Below are 21,729 nucleotides of genomic sequence, written 5' to 3'. Positions count from 1 at the left end.
CGCTGTCAGGGGTTGTGAATATGTCGAAGGATAAAGGGTTCGTAACGGAAATAACGCCGCAGGCCGAGGACTTCAGCCGCTGGTACATCGACGTCATCAAGAAGGCGGAGCTGATGGACTATTCGCCGGTGCGCGGGTGCATCGTGTTCCGTCCCGACGGCTACGAGCTGTGGGAGAACATTCAGCGCGATCTGGACCGCCGCTTCAAGGAGACGGGCCATCGCAACGCTTATTTTCCGATGCTGATTCCCGAGAGCTTCTTCCAGAAGGAGAAAGAGCATGTCGAGGGCTTCAATCCGGAGCTGCCGATGGTGACGGAGGCGGGCGGCGAGATTTTGGAGGAGCGCCTGGCCGTACGGCCGACGTCCGAGACGATGTTCGGGCATATGTACGCCAAGTGGATCAACTCCTATCGCGATCTGCCGCTGCTCATCAATCAGTGGGCGAACGTATTCCGTTGGGAAAAGCGTACGATGCCGTTCCTGCGGACGAGCGAGTTCCTCTGGCAGGAAGGCCATACGGCGCATGAGGACGAGGCGGACGCCCGCCGCGAGACGATGCAGATGCTCGACGTCTACACCGACTTCGTGGAGAGCGTGCTGGCGATCCCGGTCATCAAAGGCCAGAAGACGTCGTCCGAGCGCTTCGCCGGCGCCGTGGATACGTATTCGATCGAAGCGATGATGAAGGACGGCCGCGCGGTTCAGGCAGGCACCTCGCATTATCTCGGCACGAAGTTCGCCGTGGCGTTCGACATCAAGTATCTTAGCCGCGACAATACGCAGGAGTACTGCCATACGACCTCGTGGGGCGTCAGCACGCGTCTGATCGGCGCGCTCATCATGGTCCACGGCGACGACCGCGGTCTCGTCATGCCGCCGAAGGTCGCGCCGACGCAGGTCATCATGATCCCGATCGGGCCGCCCAAGACGCGCGAGACGGTCATCGCCAAGACGGACGAGCTGTATGCGCAGCTCAAGGCCGCCGGCATCCGTGTGCGCGTCGACGACCGCTCCGACGTGTCGCCGGGCTGGAAGTTCAACGAGTACGAGATGCGCGGCATTCCGATCCGCCTCGAGCTCGGCCCGCGCGACCTGGACAACGGCGTCTGCGTGCTCGTCTCCCGCGTGACGGGCGACAAGAAGCAGGTGCCGCTCGAGGGTCTCGCCGCTGCCGTTCAGGAGATGCTGGACGAGGTGCATACGCAGATGTACGAACGCGCGCTCGAATTCCGCGAGTCGCATATGTTCGACGTCGAGACGCTGGACCAGCTCAAGGCCGCATTCGAGGAGAAGCGCGGGTTCGCCTACGCCGGCTGGTGCGGCGACGATGCCTGCGAGAGCAAGGTCAAGGAAGAGACCGGCGCGACGAGCCGCAATATTCCGTTCGACCCGCAGACGACGAAAAGCGTATGTCTGTGCTGCGGCAAGCCGGCGGCGCATACGGTCGTCTTCGCGAGAGCGTACTGAACCGACACAACGAATACAGAATGGACCCCCTCAAGCGCATGCGACCGGGGGTCTTTTTTCGCAGGAGGAACGACAGATGCAGATCAAGATCGGAATCGTGGGGACGGCGTCCGTCGTGGCTCGCGTATTACAAGTGATGAAGACGTTTCCATCGCTGGCGCCCGTCGTCCGCATCGTCGGCCAGGAGCAGGATGCGGCGGACGCAGCGGCTTCGCTCGAAGGCGAGGTGGAGGCGCTGCTGCTGTCGGGGCCGGTCCCGCAGCGGTTCGTCAAGGAAAAGAAGCCGGTCGCCGTGCCGATTCATCATGTCCCGCTGACCGGTGCCGGCCTGTACAGGGCGCTGTTCGAAGCGCAGCGTGACGGGCGGCTCGGACCGGATGCCGTGCTGTCCGTCGATTCGCTGACGAAGTCGATGGTCATGCGGACGCTGCGCGAGCTCGGGCTAGAAGCGCTGACGGTCGCCGTATACGACGGCCCGCCGTACGCCTCGCCGGACAAGCTGGTCGGCTACCACCGCAAGATCGCCGAAGGACAGGACAACGCCTTCGTATTCACGGGCGTCGAGCGCGTAGCGGAGGAGCTGGCGAGGCTGAACTTGCCGCATGCGCGGCTGGCGCCGTCGGACGAGGATATTATCGTCACGCTCGAGCGCGCCCTGCTGTCGACCGAGTCCCGCAAGGGCAAGGAATCGCAGATCGTCGTCGGCATGGTCACGGTCGACGAGTTCGGCAAGCTCGTGCTGCGGAGCGCGAGCGAGCACGACATTCAGAAGCTCAAGCTGGACATTCACCGGATGGTGCTCGATTACGTCGAATCGCTTGACGGTTATTTGACGCCGGTCGGCGGCGACGAGTATTTGTTTTTTACGACGCGCGGCATATTCGAGCGGGAGACGGGGGGCTACAAGACGATCCCGCTCGCCAAGGATGCGAATACGTCCTACGGCATCACGCTCAGCATCGGGATCGGCTTCGGTGCGACGGCCAGCGAGGCGGGCGCCAACGCGAGGAGTGCGCTCCGCAAATCCGTCGCGGCGGGCGGCAATGCCTGCTTCATCGTGCGGGAGGACCGGACGCTGATCGGGCCGCTCGAGATGGCGGACCCGGTATCGTCGATATTGGCGCCGATCGATCCGGCGCTGCTGCGGCGCGCGGAGGAGGCGGGAATGACGAGCGCCTATTTGAGCAAGCTGCTCGCCTACATGTCCCGCCACGGCAAATACGACTATCAGGTGCATGAGCTGGCGTCCATGCTGAACATTACGGTGCGCAGCGCGCACAGGCTGCTGCTTCAATGGGCGGATGCGGGGCTGGTCGGCATCGCCGGCATGGAGAAGATGCCCAAGGGCAGGCCGCGCCAGGTTTATCGCTTTTTCTTTTTGGCGGATCACTATTTGTGACGAACATGCGGGACCTTCATGCTGGACCGCAGAGACGGCGGATAAGCCGGACGGAACCGGCGAAGGGCGGGACTGTCCGGCACAGGCGTCGGCTGTTGCGTTTCGGGCTTTATTTAAAGACGACAAATGGACCTGTCTTTATATACCCGCCGCGCGTTATGATGAGATCAGGTTAAAGTCGAAGGGAGACGGATCTCATGAATACGGTAGCACAACTGGAAGCTAAGCTGGCGGAGCCTTCCGAGGCGCTGGTCAAGCAGCTCTCGTCGATCGACGGGGATATCGTCGTGCTCGGCGTCGGCGGGAAGATGGGACCGAGCCTGGCCAGGCTGGCGGCGAACGCCGTCCGCGAAGGCGGCCTGAACAAACGCGTCATCGGCGTATCGCGCTTCAGCAGCAGCGAGACGCGGCAGGAGCTGGAATCGGCGGGCGTCGAGACGATCTCATGCGAGCTGCTGGACGACGAGGGGCTGAAGGCATTGCCGCAGGCGGCCAATGTCATCTATATGGCGGGCAACAAGTTCGGCACGACGGGCCGCGAACATTTCACATGGGCGATGAATGCCTATTTGCCGGGCCGCGTGGCGGAGAAATACAAAGAGTCGCGCATCGTCGTTTTTTCGTCGGGCAACATCTATCCGTTCGTGCCCGTTAGCGGCGGCGGAACCGACGAATCGGTCGCGCCGGAGCCGGTCGGCGAATATGCGCAGTCGACGCTGGGCCGCGAGCGGGTGTTCGAGTACCATTCGCACAAGTACGGCACGCCGATGACGATGTTCAGGCTGAACTATGCAATCGACCTGCGGTACGGCGTGCTGCTGGAGCTGGCCCGCGCGATCCGGGAGGAGCGTGCGATCGATCTGACGACCGGCTATGCGAACGTCATCTGGCAGGGCGATGCCAATACGATCGCGCTGCGCAGCCTGTCGCTCGCGTCGAGCCCGCCGGCGATCCTGAACGTGACGGGACCGGAGACGATGTCCGTGCGCTGGGCGGCGGGCAAGCTGGCCGAACGCCTCGGCAAGGAAGCGATCTTCGAAGGCAAGGAGTCCGAGACCGCGCTGCTCAACAATGCGTCCAAGTCGCATCAGCTGTTCGGCTATCCGAGCGTATCGCTGCTGCAGATGATCGACTGGACGGCGGAGTGGGTGCTGCAGGGCGGCGCGACATGGAACAAGCCGACTCATTTCCAGGAACGAAAGGGGAAATTCTGATGGCGACCGTCTATCTGTCCGCGAAGCTGAACGAGGCGCTGCTGGACGGCCTGGTCATCCCGGCCCATCCGCTCGCGCTGGATGAGAACCGCAAGCTCGACGAACGCAGACAGCGGGCGCTCACGCGTTATTATGTCGCATCCGGAGCGGGCGGCATCGCCGTCGGCGTCCACTCCACCCAATTCGAGATTCGCGACCCGGAGCACAACCTGTACGAGACGGTGCTGCGGATGGCTGCGGAGGAAGTCGACGCGGCGGCGCCGGACCGGCCGTTCATCAAGGTCGCGGGCGTATGCGGACCGGCGGAGCAGGCGCTGCGCGAGACGGCGACGGCGCTCGGGCTCGGCTACGATGCGGTGCTGCTCAGCATGGGCGGTCTCGGACAGTTGACCGAGGAGGCGCTGCTGGAGCGGACGCGGCAGGTGGCGCAGATGATGCCGGTCATCGGCTTTTATTTGCAGCCTTCGGTCGGCGGACGTATTTTCTCCTACGCGTTCTGGCGCGCCTTCGCCGACATTCCGAACGTCGTCGCGATCAAGATGGCGCCGTTCAACCGCTATCAGACGCTCGACGTCGCCCGGGCCGTCTGCCATTCGGCGCGCAGGGACGAGATCGCGCTGTACACGGGCAACGACGACAACATCGTCGCCGACCTGCTGACCGCGTACCGGTTCGACATTGACGGCAAGACGGTGGAAAAACAGGTCGTCGGCGGATTGCTCGGGCATTGGGCGGTATGGACGCAAAAAGCGGTCGCGCTGCTTGAGGAGATCAAAGCCGCAAGACGCGAGCCGGCGATCTCCATGGAATGGCTGACCCGCAACGTCCAGGTAACCGACTGCAACGCCGCGTTTTTCGATCCGGCGCATCAGTTTGTAGGCTGCATTCCCGGCATTCACGAGGTGCTGCGCCGCCAGGGCTTGCTGCAGGGGACATGGTGCCTCAATCCGCACGAGCGGCTGTCGCCTGGCCAGGCCGAGGAGATCGATCGCGTGTACGCGCAGTATCCGGAGCTGAACGACGACGCGTTCGTGGCATCGCATCTCGAGGAATGGCTGCGGGCACGTTAAGACGACCGGGCAGGACGAGGAAGGAGAGGGTCGGGATTGCGCTTTAAAGATGTGTTTTCCATCATGGGTCCCAGCATGATCGGCCCCTCCAGCTCGCATACGGCGGGCGCCGCCCGGCTCGGGCTGGCCGCGCGGCAGACGCTTGGCGGACAGCCGGACGAGGCGGACGTTATATTCTCCGGCTCGTTCGCGGAGACGTACCTCGGGCACGGGACCGATCTGGCCGTGACGGCCGGGCTGCTCGGCTGCGCGCCCGACGACGAACGGATACGGGATGCGATCGCCCTCGCCGAGGCATCCGGCATGCAGCTTAGGTTCGGCACGGAGCTGCGGCCCGGCGGCCATCCCAATACGGTGCGGTTTCAGCTGCGCAGGCAGGACCGGGAGGCGTCGCTGATCGGCTGCTCGATCGGCGGCGGCAATGTCGAGATCGTCGGCATCGACGGGTTCGACGTTAGATTCGGAGCGGACTGCCCGACGCTGCTCATCGATCATCGGGATATGGCGGGCACGGTGGCCGCGATGAGCGTGATCGTCGGCCGGGCCGGGCTCAACATACGGGCGATGGAGGTGGACCGCCAGAGCCGGAGCGGACGGGCGCTGACGGTGATGGAGATGGATCAGGCGGTGCCGCCCGAGGTGAGGCGCGAGCTTGAGGCGCTCCAGCAGGTGGACCGGATCCGTCTCGTCGATCTGAACGGAGAGGAGCGGGTATAGATGAGATTCGCCACACTGGCGCAGCTGTCGGCGCAATGCCGGGAGGGCGCCAAGACGATCGGGCGTTATATGATCGAGGAGCAGGTGCGGGAGTCGGACAAAAGCGAGCAAGAGGTATTCGGCCAAATGGCGGATTACTATCAAGTCATGAAGGAAGCCGTCCGCAGGGGCACGACGGAGGACACGAAGTCGCGCAGCGGACTGACGGGCGGCGATGCCAAGCGCGTCATGCAGTATCGGGCGGACGGCGCGCCTTCACTCGGCGGCGAAGCTAGCGCGGCGCTCGCCTATGCGCTGGCCGTGTCCGAGGTCAACGCCTCGATGGGGCGCATCATCGCGACGCCGACGGCGGGCTCCTGCGGCATTATCCCCGGCGTGTTCGTGAGCGCCCAGGAGCGGTTCGGCTGGTCCGACGAGCGGATGGTCGAGGGCTTGTTCGCGGCCGGCGCGATCGGCTACGTCATCGCCAACCAGTCGTTCATCTCCGGCGCGGAGGGCGGCTGCCAGGCCGAGGTCGGCTCGGCGGTCGGCATGGCTGCAGGCGCGCTGACCGAGCTGCGCGGCGGCACGCCCGAGCAGGCCGTGCATGCGGTCGGGCTCGCGCTCAAAAACTCGCTCGGCCTCATCTGCGATCCCGTCGGCGGACTCGTCGAGATTCCGTGCATCGTCCGCAACGGCTTCGGTGCGGTCACTGCGCTGGCGGCGGCCGATATGGCGCTGGCGGGCGTCCGCAGCGTCATTCCGTCCGACGAAGTCATCGGCGTCATGAAGGACATCGGAGCGGCGATGCCGGAGGCGCACCGGGAGACGGCCAAAGGCGGCCTCGCCCAGACGCCGACCGGCAAAGCTATCTTAAGCGACCTGCGCAAGAAAGGCGGGCGGTCATGAGCGGGGGCGGCGCATGGCTCGCGCGGGCGGAGGCGCTGTCCGAGCGACTCGTCTCCGTCCGCAGGAGGCTGCACCGGTTCCCGGAGTTGAGCTTCGAGGAGCGCGAGACGGCGCGGATCGTCGCTGAGCGGCTGACCGGGCTGGGCCTGTCTTGCCGCACCGGCGTCGGCGGGCACGGCGTCGTGGCCGACATCGTCGGCGATCCCGCAGGACCGGTCGTCGCGCTGCGCGCCGATATGGACGCGCTGCCGATCGCGGAGGAGACCGGCTTGCCCTTCGCCTCGGAGCGTCCCGGCGCGATGCATGCCTGCGGACACGACGCCCACACGGCGATGCTGCTCGGTGCGGCCGAGCTGCTGACGGAGGAGCGGGCGAAGCTGAAGGGCACGGTCCGGCTCGTATTCCAGTCGGCGGAGGAGATCAACGAGGGCGCCAAGGCGATGATCGAGGCCGGCGTCCTGGACGGCGTCGACGAGATTTACGGGCTGCACAACCTGCCGACGCTGTCCGCGGGATTGACCTCCGTACGTCCGGGGCCGCTCATGGGGTCGGTCGACCGCATCGAGATTGCAGTCGAAGGCAAGGGGGCGCACGGCGCCATTCCCGATCAGGGCATCGACCCGATCGTCTGCGCCTCGGCGATCGTCCTGTCCTTGCAGAGCCTCGTATCCAGGGAGACGTCGCCGTTCGACCCGGTCGTCGTGACGATCGGCAGCATTCGCGCGGGCGAGGCGAACAACGTCATCCCGTCGGCCTGCACGATGACCGGCACCGTCCGCGCGTTCGATCCGGAAGTCCGGCGCGAGCTGTCAGGCCGTATCGAGCGCGTCGTGACGCGGATCGCCGAAGGCTATCGCTGCCGGGCGAGCGTGACGTATATCCGGCAGACGGCGGTGCTGGTCAACGATGCGGAGGCGGCCCGCCGGGTCGGAGAGGCGATCGACGCCGTGGCGGGAGCCGACCGCAGGCTGACGGCCGCGCCGACGCTGGCCGGAGAGGACTTTTCCGAATATTTGAAGCATGTGCCCGGCTGCTTCTTCTGGCTCGGCTCGGGCCCGGAGCGCGACGCCGAGCATGCGTTCGGCCTGCATCATCCCCGCTACGAGCTGAACGAAGCCTGCCTGCCGCTCGGCGCGGCTCTGCTCGCGGGCATCGCGGCGAGCAGGCTTGAGGAGGGCCCGCTGCACGAGCCGCAAGCAGCGGGCGAAGGAGGCATATCCCCATGACAATCCGCACCATCGGCTTGATCGGTACCGATTCCTCCCATGCGACTGTGTTCACGGAGCTGCTCAACGATCCGGAGCACCGGCTTCACGTCCCCGGGTTCCGCGTAACTGCGGCCTGGCCGGGCGGATCGCCGGATTTTCCGCTCAGCGCTTCGCGTGTCGACGCCATCATGGGCCGGCTTGAGGCCGAACGCGGCGTCGCCAGGCTGGACTCGCCGGAGCAGGTGGCCGCCTCGTGCGACGCGCTCATGCTGCTGTCCATCGACGGCCGCGAGCGCGTCCGGCTGTTCGAGCGGATCGCGCCCTACGGCAAGCCCGTCTTCATCGACAAGCCGCTCGCGCTGGGCGAACGCGACGCGGCCGCTCTCATCGGCGCCGCCGAGCTGCACCGCACGCCCATCTTCAGCGCCTCTGCGCTGCGCTACGCGATCGGAAGGCGCGGGGCGGCTTCAGGTCCGCTGCCGGCGCGCGAGCGGATCGCGCGCGCCGACGTGCGCGGGCCCCTGCAGGTCGAGCCGACGCAGTCGATCTATTACTGGTACGGCATCCATCTGGCGGAGATGCTGTTCGAGCTGCTCGGCAGCGAATGCGAGTCCGTGCGGGCCGAGCGGCGCGGGGATCACGACCTGCTCATCGGCCAGTGGACGGGCGGCCGCGTCGGCACCGCCTATTGCGACTGCTCCGGCGACTATCGCTTTGAGGCGGCTTGTTCCACCGCCGAAGGGAACCGTCACGCCATCGCGATCGAACCCGACATGACCATTTCCTACGCAAGGCTCGTTGCGGACATCGCTTCTTTTTTTGCGACGGGCATCGCCCCGGTGCCAGCCGGGGAGACCCGCGCGGCCATTCGTTTTTTGGAGGCGGCGGAGCTCAGCTTGAGCAGCGGACAGGTATCCGTCCCCCTGAATGTCGTTCTTTGACTATTGCTGCCGTCTGACAGTTCAGGTAGAATAATAGAACAAGAATGAGAACAGAGAGCTTTCCGACCATTTCCAAGCCGCAGACGCACGGCATTAGCGGCAGATGGTCGGGGGCTTTTGTTGTTGAAAGGGATGAATGCTCCACATATGCTGCCGAAGCCCGATCAGAGAAAACGGTTCGAACTGCTGTTGGCGCAAGCGGAGATTCCGGGCGATTGGATCGACGCCCATTTTCGCGACGGTTACATAGAGAGAGTCGAGGTCAGCAAGACAAGGCGCAGCTGGCGGTTTCATTTTATAAAGGAAACGCTGCTGCCGCCGCCGGTGTACGCCGGCTTCCATGCGCGCGTCCGGGACAAGCTCGGTCATCTGGCGACGATCGAGATGTGCCTCCGCTATGGCGAGACCGTCGCCACGAATGAGCTACTGCTGCATTATTGGCCGTCGTTCGTCGAATGGATGCAGAGCGAGTTCGCATCGGTCAACGGCTGGCTCAGCAAAGCCCGTCCCGAGGCCGACGGCGAGCTGCTGACGCTGTACATGCTGAACGAGATGAGTCTCGAACTCGCACGCAAGAAGACGGTCGACACTTATGCGGTCAAGTTTTTCGAAGAGCGGTTCGGGCGAGTCTGCAGGATCAAGCTGGCGGTCGGCGAGTCGCATCAGGAGGCCGTCGAGACATTCATGCAGCGGCAGCTCGAGGAGGAGCGGCTGCATGTGCGCAAGCTGATGGAGAGCATGCCGGAGGCCGAGCCCGAGACGGACGACGGCGGCGAGGCGCCGCAGTCGCTCCAGTACGGCTATGAGATCAAGGACGACGCCGTTCCCATCCAGAATATCCAGGAAGAAGAAAAGAAGGCGACGGTTCAGGGCACGGTATTCGGGCTGGAAGTCAAGGAGCTGCGCAACGGCAATACGTTGTACCAGTTCCATGTGACCGACTATACGGACTCGCTCACCGTCAAGATGTTCGGCAAGACGAAGGAAGACGTCAAGATGCTGAACCTGCTTGCCAACGGCAAGTGGGTCAAGCTGCGCGGACGCGTCGAGTACGACCGCTTCCTCAATCCGCCCGAGCTCGTCATGATGCCGAGCGATCTCAAGGAGGTGGGCGGGCCGAAGCCGCGCAAGGACGATGCGACCGAGAAGCGCGTCGAGTTCCACCTGCATACGGCGATGAGTACGATGGATGCGATCGCGCCGGTCGACGCCTATATCAAGACGGCCGCCAAGTGGGGACACAAGGCGATCGCGGTCACCGATCACGCGAATGTGCAGTGTTTTCCCGAAGCCGCGAAGGCTGCGAAAAAAAACGGCATCAAAATGATCTACGGCGTCGAGGCCAACGTCGTGAACGATGCGGTCGACATCGTGCTGAACGCGCGCGATACGGCGCTCGCGGACGAGACGTTCGTCGTATTCGACATCGAGACGACCGGTCTGTCCGTCACGGCCAACAAGATCATCGAGCTCGCGGGGGTCAAGGTAACCGGGGGGCGGGAGATCGACCGGTTCTCGACCTTCATCGACCCGCATGAGCCGATTCCCTACAACATTCAGCAGCTCACCAGCATTACGGACGAGATGGTGGCCGGGGCGCCCGAGCTCGAGCCGAAGCTGAGAGAGTTCATCGACTTCGTCGGCGATGCCGTGCTCGTGGCGCACAATGCGCGATTCGATATCGGCTTCATCCAGCACAACTGCAAGCAGCTCGGCATGCCCGAGGTGCCGAATCCGGTGCTCGACACGCTCGAGCTGGCGCGGTATTTGCATCCGACGATGAAGAACCACCGGCTGAACACGCTCGCCAACCTGTACAAGGTCAGCCTCGAGAACCATCACCGCGCCATCGACGATACGATCGCCCTGGCCGGCGTGCTCGAAGGACTGCTCAAGGACGCGCAATCCCGCGGCATCACGCAGATGAAGCGTCTCAACGAGGTGAACGAGAACAGCTGGAAGACGACGCGTCCTTTCCACTGCACGATTTACATGCTCAATCAGTCGGGCAAAAAAAACCTGTACAAGCTGATCTCGCTGTCGCACACCGACTATTTCCACCGCGTCGCCTGCATCCCGCGCTCCAAGCTGATCGAGCTGCGCGAAGGCCTGCTGGTCATGTCCGGCTGCGAGAAGGGCGAATTTTTTGAGACGGTGCTGAACAAGTCCGAGGAAGAGGCGACGGAGATCGCGCGCTTCTACGACGTGCTCGAAGTCCAGCCGATCGACTTTTACATGCACCTGGTCGACAAAGGGCTCGTCGGCAGCCGCGCGGAGCTCGAGCAGAGCCTGCGCAAGGTCGTCGCCATCGGCGAGCGGCTCGGCAAGCCGGTCGTCGCGACCGGCAACGTGCACTATCTCGAGCCGCGGGACAAGCTGTACCGGGATATCGCGATTCACGGCATCACGGGCTTCAGTCCGCTCAAGGACCAGCGCAAGCCGGACGCGCATTTCCGTACGACGGGCGAGATGCTCGACGCGTTCTCCTTCCTGGGCAAGGACAAGGCGCAGGAAGTCGTCGTGACCAATACGAACGCACTCGCCGAGCGCTTTGAGGAGATCAAGCTGTTCCCCGACGAGCTGTTCACGCCGAACATCGAAGGCGCGGACGAGGAGATCCGCAATACATGCTACGCCACCGCGCGCGAGCTGTACGGCGAGGAGCTGCCGGAGGTCGTCGTCGCCCGGCTCGAGAAGGAGCTCGTCCCGATCATCAAGTACGGCTTTTCGGCCAACTACCTGATCTCGGAGCGGCTCGTCAAAAAGTCCAACCGGGACGGCTATCTCGTCGGCTCGCGGGGCTCGGTCGGCTCCTCCGTCGTCGCGATGTTCCTCGGCATCTCCGAGGTTAATCCGCTGCCCGCGCATTATTTGTGCCGCGACCGCAGCTGCAAGCATCAGGAATGGTTCCTCGACGGCAGCGTGCCGAGCGGATTCGACCTGCCGGACAAGCCTTGTTCGAAGTGCGGCGGGACGATGCGCGGCGACGGGCAGGACATCCCGTTCGAGACGTTCCTCGGCTTCAAGGGGGACAAGGTGCCCGATATCGACCTTAACTTTTCCGGCGAATACCAGCCGCACGCGCACAACTTCACGAAGGAAATGTTCGGGGAGAAGGGCGTGTACAGAGCGGGCACGATCGGTACGGTCGCGGAGAAGACGGGCTTCGGCTTCGCCAGGAAGTACCAGGAGGAGCACGGCAAAAGCTGGCGCGGCGCCGAGCTGAACCGGCTCGCCCTGGGCGTCACCGGCGTCAAGCGGAGCACCGGCCAGCATCCGGGCGGCATCGTCGTCGTGCCGGATTATATGGAGGTCGAGGACATCACGCCGGTCCAATACCCGGCGGACGATACGAGCGCGGAGTGGAAGACGACGCACTTCGACTATCACGCCTTCGACGCCAACCTGCTGAAGCTCGATATTCTGGGGCACGACGATCCGACGATGATGCGGATGCTCCAGGACCTGACCGGCGTCGATCCGACGACGATCCCGATGAACGACCCGAAGGTCATGAGCCTGTTCAACTCGGTCGAGGCGCTCGGCATCCGGCCGCACCAGATCAAGTCGCAGGTCGCCACGTTCGGGGTGCCGGAGATGGGCACGCGCTTCGTCCGCCAGATGCTCGAAGAGACGAAGCCGTCGTCGTTCGCCGACCTGCTGCAGATCTCGGGATTGTCGCACGGTACGGGCGTATGGCTCGGCAACGCACAGGAGCTCATCAAAAACGGCACCTGCACGATCAAAACCGTTATCGGTTGCCGGGACGACATCATGCTGTTCCTCATCTACAAAGCCGGCATGGACGCGTCGCTCGCGTTTAAAATTACGGAAAGCGTGCGTAAGGGCAAGGGACTCACGCCCGAGTGGATCGAGGAGATGAAGCGCTGCGGCGTGCCGCAATGGTATATCGACTCCTGCCTTAGGATCGAGTACATGTTCCCGAAGGCGCATGCCGCCGCCTATGTCATCTCGGCCGTGCGTACCGCCTTCTTCAAGCTGTATTATCCGATTCATTATTATGCGACTTACTTCTCGGTTCGGGCGGCCGACTTCGACGTCGAGCTGTTCTGCCAAGGCTACGATGCGATCCTCAAGGGGATGACCGAGATCGAGGCCAAGGGCTTCCAGGCGCTGCCGAAGGAAAAGAACATGATTCCGATTCTCGAGATGGGGCTGGAGATGACCGCGAGAGGGTTCAAGGTCAAGCCGCTCGATCTGTACCGCTCGGATGCGACGCGCTTCATCGTGGACGGAGACGCGCTCATCCCGCCGTTCTCGGCGGTCGCCGGTATCGGCGAGAATGCGGCGCGCAACATTGCGGCCTCGAGGGAGGACGGGGACTTCCTGTCCATCGAGGACTTCCAGCAGCGCTCCAAGGCGACCAAGACGATCATCGAGCTGCTGACGACGATGGGCTGCTTCCGCGGTCTGCCGGAGTCGAATCAGCTGGCGCTGTTCTAGGCGCTCCCGATTGCAGCAGGACTTGTTAGCTGGAAAAGCGCGCTTGTGTTCGCGATAAGGATGCCGCAGCGTCTTATTGGGCGGAAAAGCGTGCTGATGCCCGGAATAAGGGTGCTGCAGCGTCTTATTGGCCGGAAAAGCGTGCTGATGCCCGGAATAAGGATGTGGCAGCGTCTTATTTGCCGGAAAAGTGTGCTGATGCGCGGAATAAGGATGTGGCAGCGTCTTATTTGCCGGAAAAGTGTGCTGATGCCCGGAATAAGGATGCCGCAGCGTCTTATTGGGCGGAAAAGCGCGCTTGTGTTCGCGATAAGGATGTGGCAGCGTCTTATTTGCCGGAAAAGCGTGCTGATGCCCGGAATAAGGATGTGGCAGCGTCTTATTTGCCGGAAAAGCGCGCTGATGCCCGGAATAAGGATGTGGCAGCATCTTATTTGCCGGAAAAGCGTGCCCGCGCTCAAAATAAGAATGCCGCAGCGTCTTTTTGGCCGCAAGCAGGCGGCTGCCGGGACGATCAGGCTGGGGCCGCTACGCCGCTGCAAAAGCGCCCATTTTCAAACCTTATTGCACGCATGCTTGCGATTATGGTATATTATTTCTGGTAATCATGTGGATATCACTGTCTGCAGAAGAGTGGGGAAACCCACTCTTTAAGTTTTGCATAGGCACTTTTGCATGTGCGAATCTGCAGATATCCATTTGAAGCAATCGGGAGGTCTGGTCATTTGAGCGTGTCAAAGATCAAATCCACGGTCGAGCAGTTGGTCGCCCCCTTCGTGGAGGAGAACGGCTTCGAGCTGGTGGACGTGGAATACGTCAAGGAAGGCAGCAATTACTTCTTGCGCGTATTCGTGGACAAGGCGGGCGGCATCGATATCGACGACTGCGGCCGTGTGTCCGAATATTTAAGCGGGAAGCTTGACGAAGCCGACCCGATTCCCGAAGCTTACTTCCTCGAAGTCAGCTCCCCGGGCGCCGAACGTCCCCTGAAGAAGCCGGAGGACGTCGCTTCTGCTGTCGGCAAACATGTATTCGTGACCACTTACGAGCCGGTAGACGGCATGAAGGAATTCGAGGGAAGCCTGGACGGCTTCGACGGCCGCGTGCTGAGCGTGACGGTCGGTCGCCGCCGCCACGACATTCCTTACGATAAAGTGGCTTCCGCAAGGCTGGCCATTGTCTTCTAAATAATGAGAGGGGGAGAGGAAGAGCTATGAGCATGGAGTTTATTGAGGCCCTGGGCGAGATCGAGCGCGACAAGGGCATCGCCAAGGATGTCCTCATCGAGGCCATTGAAGCGGCACTTATCTCCAGCTATAAACGCAATTTCAATACGGCGCAGAACGTACGCGTCGACATCAACCGCAATACCGGACTGATCAAGGTGTACGCCCGCAAGACGGTCGTGGACGAGGTGCTTGATCCTCGCCTGGAGATCTCCGTCGAAGCCGCACGCTCCATCAATCCGCATTATCAGATCGAGGATATCGCAGAGATCGAAGTGACGCCGCGCGACTTCGGCCGCATCGCGGCCCAGACGGCCAAGCAGGTCGTGACGCAGCGCATCCGCGAAGCCGAGCGGGGGCTGATCTATCATGCCTACGTGGACAAGGAACAGGATATCGTGACCGGGATCATCCAGCGCATCGACATGCGCAATCTGTACGTCGATCTGGGCAAGGTCGAGGCGGCGCTGCCGCTCACCGAGCTGATGCCGACGGACAAGTTCAAGCAGGGCGATCGCGTCAAGTCGTATATCACGAAGGTCGAGAATTCGAGCAAGGGCCCGCAGATCATCCTGTCTCGTACGCATCCGGGGCTGCTCAAGCGACTGTTCGAGCTCGAGGTGCCGGAGATTTTCGACGGTACGGTCGAGATTCGCTCGGTTGCGCGCGAAGCGGGCTTCCGCTCCAAGATCGCGGTCCATTCGCGCACGGACGAAGTCGATCCGATCGGCTCCTGCGTCGGCCAGAAGGGCGTGCGCGTCCAGACGATCGTGAGCGAGCTGAGGGGCGAGAAGATCGACATCGTCCGCTGGTCCGATTCGGTGGAGGAGTATGTCGCCAACGCGCTCAGCCCTTCCAAGGTGCTCGAGGTCATCGTGTTCGAGGCGGAGAAGATGGCGCGCGTCATCGTGCCCGATTATCAGCTGTCGCTGGCGATCGGCATCAAGGGCCAGAACGCCCGTCTCGCGGCCAAGCTGACCGGCTGGAAGATCGACATCAAGAGCGAGACGCAGGCGGAGCAGGAATACGGCCGTCCGCGGACCGAAGGCGACGCGATGCATCAGGACAGCGTGTCGATCGACTGACGATATAAGGGTAAATTAAGAGAGACGGTCCCTACGGGAGGCGATACCTTGAGACCGAGAAAAATACCGCAGCGCAAGTGTATTGCCAGCCAGGAGATGATGCCGAAAAAGGAGCTCATCCGCATCGTCCGCTCGCCGCAAGGAGAGATCTCGCTCGATCTGACGGGCAAAAAGCCCGGCCGGGGAGCGTATCTGTGCGGCAAGCTGTCGTACTTTAAGCTGGCAAAAAAAACGAAGGCGCTCGAGCGGGCGTTGAAGGCCCCTGTGCCGCCCGAGGTGTACGATCGGCTGGAGGAAGAGTTCCTGAAGCTGGAAGGCGAATTCATCGCCGCGAAGGAGCTGGTGACAGACGATGACGACAACTAACAAGACGCTGTCGCGGCTCGGGCTCGCCATGCGTGCCGGCAAGCTCGTCTCGGGAGACGAGACGGTGCTCAAGAGCATTCGCGCCGGCGATGCGAAGCTGGTGGTGATCGCCGGGGACGCTTCCGACAATACACGCAAGAAAGTGGCGGACAAATGCGCAACCTATGGCGTAGAGCTGCTCGTAGGATATTCCCGCTATGAGCTGGGCGGCGCCGTCGGCAAGCCCGAGCGCGTGCTGTTCGCCGTCACGGACCAAGGCTTCGCCGATCTGATCCGCGAAGGCTTCGTTCAACATTCGGAGGTGGAGAATATTGAGTAATAAACAATCGGATAACAAAGATAAGCTGCGGGTGTACGAATACGCCAAGCAGCTGAATATGAGCAGCAAAGAAGTGCAGAAGATTCTGGAGCGGGTAGGCAAGCCGGTCAATAACCATATGAGCGTCATGGAAGACGGCATGGTCGCTTCCGTGGAGAAGTTCTTCCGCGACGTCAAGGCGAACGCCGCGGCCAAGATGGCGCAGAACAAGCCTGCGGGCAATCGCCCGGCCGGCGACCAGGGCGGCCAGAACCGTCAAGGCGGCGGCCAACAGCAGCCGAGCCGCCGGTCCGAGGACACGGCTTCGGTCGCTTCGCGTCCGGCGCAGCCGACACAGGCCGCGCCTGCCCCGGCTCCGGCAGCGGCGCCGCAAGCATCGGCTCCCGCTCCGCAAGCTGCAGCTCCGGCACAGCCTAGCGCGCCGAGCGGCGGAACTCCGGCTGCGCCCGCTGCGGATCGTCCGCAGGGCGGCGGCCAAGGCGGCGGCTACCAAGGCAACCGTCAAGGCGGCGGCCAGGGCGGCGGCGGCTACCAAGGCAATCGTCAGGGCGGCGGCCAAGGCGGCGGCGGGTACCAAGGCAATCGTCAAGGCGGCGGTCAAGGCGGTGGCGGGTACCAGGGCAATCGTCCGTCCGGCGGTCAAGGCGGCGGCGGGTACCAGGGCAATCGTCCGTCCGGCGGTCAAGGCGGCAGCGGATACCAAGGCAACCGTCCTGCCGGCGGTCAAGGCGGCGGCGGGTATCAAGGCAATCGTCCTGCCGGCGGTCAAGGCGGCGGCGGGTACCAGGGCAATCGTCCGTCCGGCGGTCAAGGCGGCGGCGGGTACCAAGGCAACCGTCCTGCCGGCGGCCAAGGCGGCGGCGGGTATCAGGGCAACCGTCCTGCCGGCGGTCAAGGCGGCGGCGGGTACCAGGGCAACCGTCCTGCCGGCGGCCAAGGCGGCGGCGGATATCAAGGCAACCGTCCTGCGGGCGGCGGCGGCTTCGGCGGCGGCGCGGGCAGAGGCCCGGCACCGGCTCCGGCGGCAGCGGCTGGACGCAGCGGCCAGGGCGGCGGCTTCGGCAGCCGTCCGGGCGGACAGCGCAGCGACAACCGCGGGGGAGACAACCGCGGCGGCGGCTTCAACCGCGACGGCGGCGCGAAGCGCAAGGACAACGACTTTAACCGTCGCTTCGAGGAGACCGGACGCGGCGGCCCGCGTAAGGGCAAAGGCGGCAAAAACGCCAAGGGCCGCAACCTGCCTCCGCGCGAGAAGATCGACAACACGCCGAAGAAAATTATCGTCCGCGGCGAGATGACGGTCGGGGATCTGGCGAAGTTGCTGCACAAGGACGCTTCCGAGGTCATCAAGAAGCTGTTCATGATGGGCGTCATGGCGACGATCAACCAGGATCTCGATATGGACACGATCCTGCTCATCGCCGGCGAGTTCGGCGTCGAGGTCGAAGTCAAGATCGCGGTCGAAGACACGAACTTCGAGACGATCGAGGAGAAAGACGAAGAGGCCGATCTGATCACCCGTCCTGCGGTCGTCACGATCATGGGCCACGTCGACCACGGCAAGACGACGCTGCTCGACGCGATCCGCGAGACGCAGGTCGCCAGCGGCGAAGCCGGCGGCATCACTCAGCACATCGGTGCTTACCAGGTCGAAGTGCACGGCAAAAAAATTACGTTCCTGGATACGCCGGGCCACGAAGCGTTCACGACGATGCGTGCGCGCGGCGCACAGGTGACCGATATTACGATTCTGGTCGTCGCGGCCGACGACGGCGTCATGCCGCAGACGGTCGAAGCGATCAATCACGCCAAGGCTGCGAACGTGCCGATTATCGTCGCGGTCAACAAGATCGACAAGCCGGGCGCGAACCCTGACAAGGTCAAGCAGGAGCTGACCGAATACGGTCTCGTCCAGGAGGCATGGGGCGGCGATACGATCTTCGTCGAACTGTCCGCCAAGCAGCGCCTGAACCTTGACGGGTTGCTCGAGATGATCCTGCTCGTATCCGAAGTCAACGACTACAAGGCCAATCCCGACAAGCGTGCGCGCGGCACGGTCATCGAAGCCGAGCTCGACAAGGGCAAGGGCCCGATCGCCCGTATTCTCGTTCAGAACGGCACGCTGAAGGTCGGCGACGCGTTCGTGGCGGGCGACTGCTTCGGACGGATCCGCGCGATGACCAACGACCGCGGACGCCGTGTCAAGGAAGCCGGTCCGTCTACGCCGGTCGAGATCACGGGTCTGACCGAGGTGCCGCAGGCCGGCGATCCGTTCATGGTATTCGAGGACGAGCGCAAGGCGCGCGAGATCGCCGACAAGCGCTCGATCAAGACGCGTCAGGAATCGATGCGCTCCAACCAGAAGGTCACGCTCGAGGATCTGTTCAGCAAGATCAAGGAAGGCGAGATCAAGGATCTCAACGTCATCCTGAAGGCGGACGTCCAAGGCTCGCTCGAAGCGCTCAAGGGCTCGCTCGAGAAGATCGAGGTCGAAGGCGTACGCGTCAAGACGATCCACAGCGGCGTCGGCGCGATCACCGAGTCCGACGTGTCGCTGGCGCTCGCGTCGGCCGCGATCGTCATCGGCTTCAACGTACGTCCGGAACCGCGCGCAGCGCAGGCCGCGGAGCAGGAGAAGGTCGACCTGCGTCTCCACCGCATCATCTACAAGGTGATCGAGGAGATCGAACAGGCGATGAAGGGCATGCTCGATCCGGTATTCAAGGAGAAGGTCATCGGCCATGCCGAAGTCCGCGAGACGTTCAAGGTCAGCAAGGTCGGCACGATCGCCGGCTGTATGGTCACGGACGGCAAGGTCGCCCGCAACGCCGAAGTGCGCCTCGTGCGCGGAGGCGTCGTCGCCTTCGAGGGCAAGATCGATTCCCTCAAGCGGTTCAAGGATGACGCCAAGGAAGTATCGGAAGGCTATGAATGCGGCATTACGCTCGACAAGTTCAATGACCTTCAGATCGGCGACGTTCTCGAAGCGTTCATCATGGAAACGGTCGAGCGCTAATCGACGCATCAAGCAGAGAAGAGGGGATGGACAGTGGCTAAATTCCGTGTCGGCCGTGTCGGCGAACAGATCAAAAAAGAGATCAGCGCGCTCATTCAGACCGAGCTGAAGGACCCGCGCATCGGCTTCATTACAGTGACCGGCGTCGACGTGACGGGCGACCTGTCCCAGGCTCGCGTATACCTCAGCATTTTGGGCAGCGACGAGCAAAAGGAAGCGACGCTGCACGCGCTGGCCCGGGCCAAGGGCTTCCTGAGGTCGGAGCTCGGCAGCCGCATGCGCCTGCGCCATACGCCGGAGATCGAGTTCAGGTTCGACAGTTCGATCGCCTATGGCAGCAAGATCGAGGCGCTGCTGCAGGAGATCAACAAGGGAACACACTCTTCATGATCTCCCTGAACGCGCAGCTCGACGACGCCGTCCGCTTTATCAAGGAGCGGGACGACTTCCTGGTCGTCTCGCATGTCCAGCCCGACGGCGACGCCATCAGCTCGACGGTGGCGATCGCCTGGCTGCTGGGCAAGCTGGGCAAGCGCTTTACGCTATACAACGAAGGTCCCATCCCTGAGCGACTGGCTTATTTATGGGGAGCAGATCAGATCATGACGAACGCGTCCGGCAGTGCCGGGCGCGCCTATCGTCATGTCATCGCGGTCGACTGCGCAGACTTCAGCCGGGTCGGCAATGCGAAGGACCGGTTCGAGGATGGCTTCGAGCTGCTGAATATCGACCATCATCCGACCAACAACGGGTTCGGGCTCGTCAATGTGCTTCGGCCGAACGCGGCGGCGACTGCCGAGATTTTGTTCGATCTGATCGAACGCGCGGGCGTATCGCTGGATATCGATGCAGCGACCGCGATCTACACCGGCATGCTGACCGATACCGGCGGCTTCCGCTACAGCAGCACGAGTCCCAAGGTACTGTCGATCGCCTCCCGCCTGATCGAGCTGGGCGTTGACGGTCCGATGCTGGCCGAGCTGCTGCTCGAGCGCATGACGCTGGCTCAGATGCTCGTACTGCAGCGGGCGCTCTCCCGGCTCACCTTCAGCGCGGACAAGCGGATTGCCTGGCTCTGGGTCACGCCCGAGGATATGACGGAGACGGGCGCCAGAAACGAAGACCTCGAGGGCATCGTAAACTATCCGCGCAATGTCGAAGGCGTAGAAGTCGGCATCTTGTTCAAGCAGAACGGTGAGGCTTCCGTCAAGGTCAGCCTGCGTTCGGCGGGCAAGATCGACGTCGCCGCCGTATCCCAGCAGTTCGGAGGGGGCGGCCACATCCGCGCCGCCGGCTGCAGGGTAGGGGAGACGCTCGAGCAGGCGGTCGAGCAGGTGACCGAGGCGGTCGGAAAGGCGCTTGAAGCTCATGACGCAACCTATGGTGCATAGTCTCGAAGGCGTACTGGCGGTGTGGAAGCCCGCAGGCTGGACTTCGCATGACGTCGTCGCCAAAGCCCGGCGCATTCTCGGCGTGAAGCGCATCGGCCATACCGGCACGCTCGATCCCGCGGTGACCGGCGTGCTGCCGATCTGCGTAGGGCGGGCGACGCGTCTGGTAGAGTATCTGCAGGAGCTGCCCAAGACCTACGAGGCGACGCTTCGCTTCGGCGTCTCCACCGACACCGAGGACCTCACGGGCGAAGTACTGGAGACGGCCGATGCGGGCCATCTGACCGAAGCCGGCATCCGGGAGGCCGTGCTGTCGTTCGTCGGCGACATCATGCAGGTGCCGCCGATGGTGTCGGCCTTGAAGGTCGACGGCAAGCGGCTCTACGAGCTGGCCCGGGAGGGCGTGACGGTAGAGCGTCCCGCCAGGCCGGTCACAATCCACGAGATCGTGATCGGCGACGTGCGGACCGGCGTCCCGCAGCCCGAGGTATCCTTCTCCGTGCGCTGCTCCAAGGGCACTTATATCCGCACGCTGTGCGTCGACATCGGCCGTCGGCTCGGCGTGCCTGCCGCGATGGCCGTTCTGAAGCGCACGGAGAGCGCGGGTCTTGCGGGCGACGACAGTCTGACCCTGGAGGAGATCGCGAGCCTGCGCGAGAGCGGCGGCCTTGCAGGCAGGATGATCGAGGCCGACCGGCTCGTGCCTTTTCCCGGCACGACCGGCGGACCGCAGGCGGCGGCAAATGCGCGGCAGGGCAAGCCGGTCCCGTTCGAGGGGCTCGATCCTGTGCCGGCAGAGGCCGGTCTGTGGCGGCTGTACCGGGAAGACGGCGCATTTCTCGGTTTGTTCGAGGCGGACTTGCCGTATCGACGGCTCAAGGCTGTCAAAGTATTTCATCCGGAGGAATAGCCGGCGTCCGTGCGACCCACGGACCGGCGGCAGTCCGAGATGCGGG

Annotated in this window: 18 protein-coding genes; all 18 read left to right on the top strand. The window is 63.4% G+C overall.

From position 1 onward, the window contains the following. Positions 1 to 20 precede the first annotated feature (20 nt). The 18 genes from proS (at position 21) to truB (ending at position 21,683) form a co-directional block, all read left to right on the top strand. Positions 21 to 1,469, top strand: coding sequence for a proline--tRNA ligase (proS, locus tag VQ071_RS19315; protein WP_340515791.1), 1,449 nt, complete (start codon positions 21 to 23; stop codon positions 1,467 to 1,469). Between the two features lie 76 nt (positions 1,470 to 1,545). After that, positions 1,546 to 2,868, top strand: a complete 1,323-nt coding sequence (locus VQ071_RS19310) for a hypothetical protein (protein ID WP_340515789.1) — start codon at positions 1,546 to 1,548, stop codon at positions 2,866 to 2,868. Between the two features lie 197 nt (positions 2,869 to 3,065). After that, positions 3,066 to 4,082, top strand: coding sequence for an NAD-dependent epimerase/dehydratase family protein (locus VQ071_RS19305; protein ID WP_340515788.1), 1,017 nt, complete (start codon positions 3,066 to 3,068; stop codon positions 4,080 to 4,082). After that, positions 4,082 to 5,152 carry a dihydrodipicolinate synthase family protein gene (locus tag VQ071_RS19300; protein ID WP_340515787.1) on the top strand — a complete coding sequence of 357 codons (1,071 nt, stop codon included), beginning with the start codon at positions 4,082 to 4,084 and terminating at the stop codon, positions 5,150 to 5,152. The genes VQ071_RS19305 and VQ071_RS19300 overlap by 1 nt, the downstream gene beginning before the upstream one ends. Before the next feature lie 36 nt (positions 5,153 to 5,188). Further along, a complete protein-coding gene (gene sdaAB / locus VQ071_RS19295; RefSeq protein ID WP_340515786.1) occupies positions 5,189 to 5,869 on the top strand; it encodes an L-serine ammonia-lyase, iron-sulfur-dependent subunit beta in 681 nt (226 codons plus the stop codon). Next, positions 5,870 to 6,757 (top strand): L-serine ammonia-lyase, iron-sulfur-dependent, subunit alpha, encoded by an 888-nt coding sequence (sdaAA, locus tag VQ071_RS19290; protein WP_340515785.1) that lies wholly within the window; start codon positions 5,870 to 5,872, stop codon positions 6,755 to 6,757. After that, the gene (locus VQ071_RS19285) at positions 6,754 to 7,983 is read left to right on the top strand and encodes a M20 metallopeptidase family protein (protein WP_340515784.1); all 1,230 of its coding nucleotides are present in this window, start codon (positions 6,754 to 6,756) and stop codon (positions 7,981 to 7,983) included. Before sdaAA ends, VQ071_RS19285 begins: the two co-directional genes overlap by 4 nt. Further along, on the top strand, positions 7,980 to 8,906 hold the full coding sequence (locus tag VQ071_RS19280; protein WP_340515783.1) for a gfo/Idh/MocA family oxidoreductase: 927 nt from the start codon (positions 7,980 to 7,982) through the stop codon (positions 8,904 to 8,906). The genes VQ071_RS19285 and VQ071_RS19280 overlap by 4 nt, the downstream gene beginning before the upstream one ends. Positions 8,907 to 9,053: 147 nt before the next feature. Beyond that, positions 9,054 to 13,370: a PolC-type DNA polymerase III gene (locus VQ071_RS19275; RefSeq protein ID WP_340515782.1), complete on the top strand. Its 4,317-nt coding sequence runs from the start codon at positions 9,054 to 9,056 to the stop codon at positions 13,368 to 13,370. Positions 13,371 to 13,534: 164 nt separating this feature from the next. Next, positions 13,535 to 13,975, top strand: coding sequence for a hypothetical protein (locus VQ071_RS19270; RefSeq protein WP_340515781.1), 441 nt, complete (start codon positions 13,535 to 13,537; stop codon positions 13,973 to 13,975). Positions 13,976 to 14,095: 120 nt separating this feature from the next. Then, on the top strand, positions 14,096 to 14,557 hold the full coding sequence (gene rimP / locus VQ071_RS19265; protein WP_340515780.1) for a ribosome maturation factor RimP: 462 nt from the start codon (positions 14,096 to 14,098) through the stop codon (positions 14,555 to 14,557). A gap of 26 nt (positions 14,558 to 14,583) precedes the next feature. Continuing rightward, a complete protein-coding gene (nusA, locus tag VQ071_RS19260) occupies positions 14,584 to 15,681 on the top strand; it encodes a transcription termination factor NusA (protein ID WP_340515779.1) in 1,098 nt (365 codons plus the stop codon). 48 nt (positions 15,682 to 15,729) lie between these two features. Continuing rightward, on the top strand, positions 15,730 to 16,047 hold the full coding sequence (gene rnpM / locus VQ071_RS19255) for an RNase P modulator RnpM (RefSeq protein WP_340515777.1): 318 nt from the start codon (positions 15,730 to 15,732) through the stop codon (positions 16,045 to 16,047). After that, positions 16,034 to 16,366 carry a L7Ae/L30e/S12e/Gadd45 family ribosomal protein gene (locus VQ071_RS19250; protein WP_340515776.1) on the top strand — a complete coding sequence of 111 codons (333 nt, stop codon included), beginning with the start codon at positions 16,034 to 16,036 and terminating at the stop codon, positions 16,364 to 16,366. Before rnpM ends, VQ071_RS19250 begins: the two co-directional genes overlap by 14 nt. Next, positions 16,359 to 19,382, top strand: coding sequence for a translation initiation factor IF-2 (gene infB / locus VQ071_RS19245; RefSeq protein WP_340515775.1), 3,024 nt, complete (start codon positions 16,359 to 16,361; stop codon positions 19,380 to 19,382). Before VQ071_RS19250 ends, infB begins: the two co-directional genes overlap by 8 nt. Positions 19,383 to 19,415: 33 nt before the next feature. Beyond that, a complete protein-coding gene (gene rbfA / locus VQ071_RS19240; RefSeq protein ID WP_340515774.1) occupies positions 19,416 to 19,772 on the top strand; it encodes a 30S ribosome-binding factor RbfA in 357 nt (118 codons plus the stop codon). Continuing rightward, positions 19,769 to 20,773 carry a DHH family phosphoesterase gene (locus VQ071_RS19235; protein WP_340515773.1) on the top strand — a complete coding sequence of 335 codons (1,005 nt, stop codon included), beginning with the start codon at positions 19,769 to 19,771 and terminating at the stop codon, positions 20,771 to 20,773. Before rbfA ends, VQ071_RS19235 begins: the two co-directional genes overlap by 4 nt. Beyond that, positions 20,751 to 21,683 carry a tRNA pseudouridine(55) synthase TruB gene (gene truB / locus VQ071_RS19230; RefSeq protein WP_340515772.1) on the top strand — a complete coding sequence of 311 codons (933 nt, stop codon included), beginning with the start codon at positions 20,751 to 20,753 and terminating at the stop codon, positions 21,681 to 21,683. The genes VQ071_RS19235 and truB overlap by 23 nt, the downstream gene beginning before the upstream one ends. Positions 21,684 to 21,729: the final 46 nt, after the last annotated feature.

Origin of the sequence: Cohnella sp. 56 (assembly GCF_037963805.1) — a bacterium.
GTDB lineage: Bacteria > Bacillota > Bacilli > Paenibacillales > Paenibacillaceae > Cohnella.
The sequence above is the reverse complement of the archived record's forward strand: the minus strand, read 5'-3'. Positions and strand labels throughout refer to the sequence as shown.

Coding starts and splice junctions, on each gene's coding strand:
- VQ071_RS19235 (WP_340515773.1), top strand. CDS start 19,769: ATGATCTCCCTGAACGCGCAGCTCGACGACGCCGTCCGCTTTATCAAG.
- VQ071_RS19305 (WP_340515788.1), top strand. CDS start 3,066: ATGAATACGGTAGCACAACTGGAAGCTAAGCTGGCGGAGCCTTCCGAG.
- VQ071_RS19285 (WP_340515784.1), top strand. CDS start 6,754: ATGAGCGGGGGCGGCGCATGGCTCGCGCGGGCGGAGGCGCTGTCCGAG.
- proS (WP_340515791.1), top strand. CDS start 21: ATGTCGAAGGATAAAGGGTTCGTAACGGAAATAACGCCGCAGGCCGAG.
- VQ071_RS19275 (WP_340515782.1), top strand. CDS start 9,054: ATGCTGCCGAAGCCCGATCAGAGAAAACGGTTCGAACTGCTGTTGGCG.
- VQ071_RS19250 (WP_340515776.1), top strand. CDS start 16,034: ATGACGACAACTAACAAGACGCTGTCGCGGCTCGGGCTCGCCATGCGT.
- VQ071_RS19300 (WP_340515787.1), top strand. CDS start 4,082: ATGGCGACCGTCTATCTGTCCGCGAAGCTGAACGAGGCGCTGCTGGAC.
- VQ071_RS19310 (WP_340515789.1), top strand. CDS start 1,546: ATGCAGATCAAGATCGGAATCGTGGGGACGGCGTCCGTCGTGGCTCGC.
- VQ071_RS19280 (WP_340515783.1), top strand. CDS start 7,980: ATGACAATCCGCACCATCGGCTTGATCGGTACCGATTCCTCCCATGCG.
- sdaAA (WP_340515785.1), top strand. CDS start 5,870: ATGAGATTCGCCACACTGGCGCAGCTGTCGGCGCAATGCCGGGAGGGC.
- nusA (WP_340515779.1), top strand. CDS start 14,584: ATGAGCATGGAGTTTATTGAGGCCCTGGGCGAGATCGAGCGCGACAAG.
- truB (WP_340515772.1), top strand. CDS start 20,751: ATGACGCAACCTATGGTGCATAGTCTCGAAGGCGTACTGGCGGTGTGG.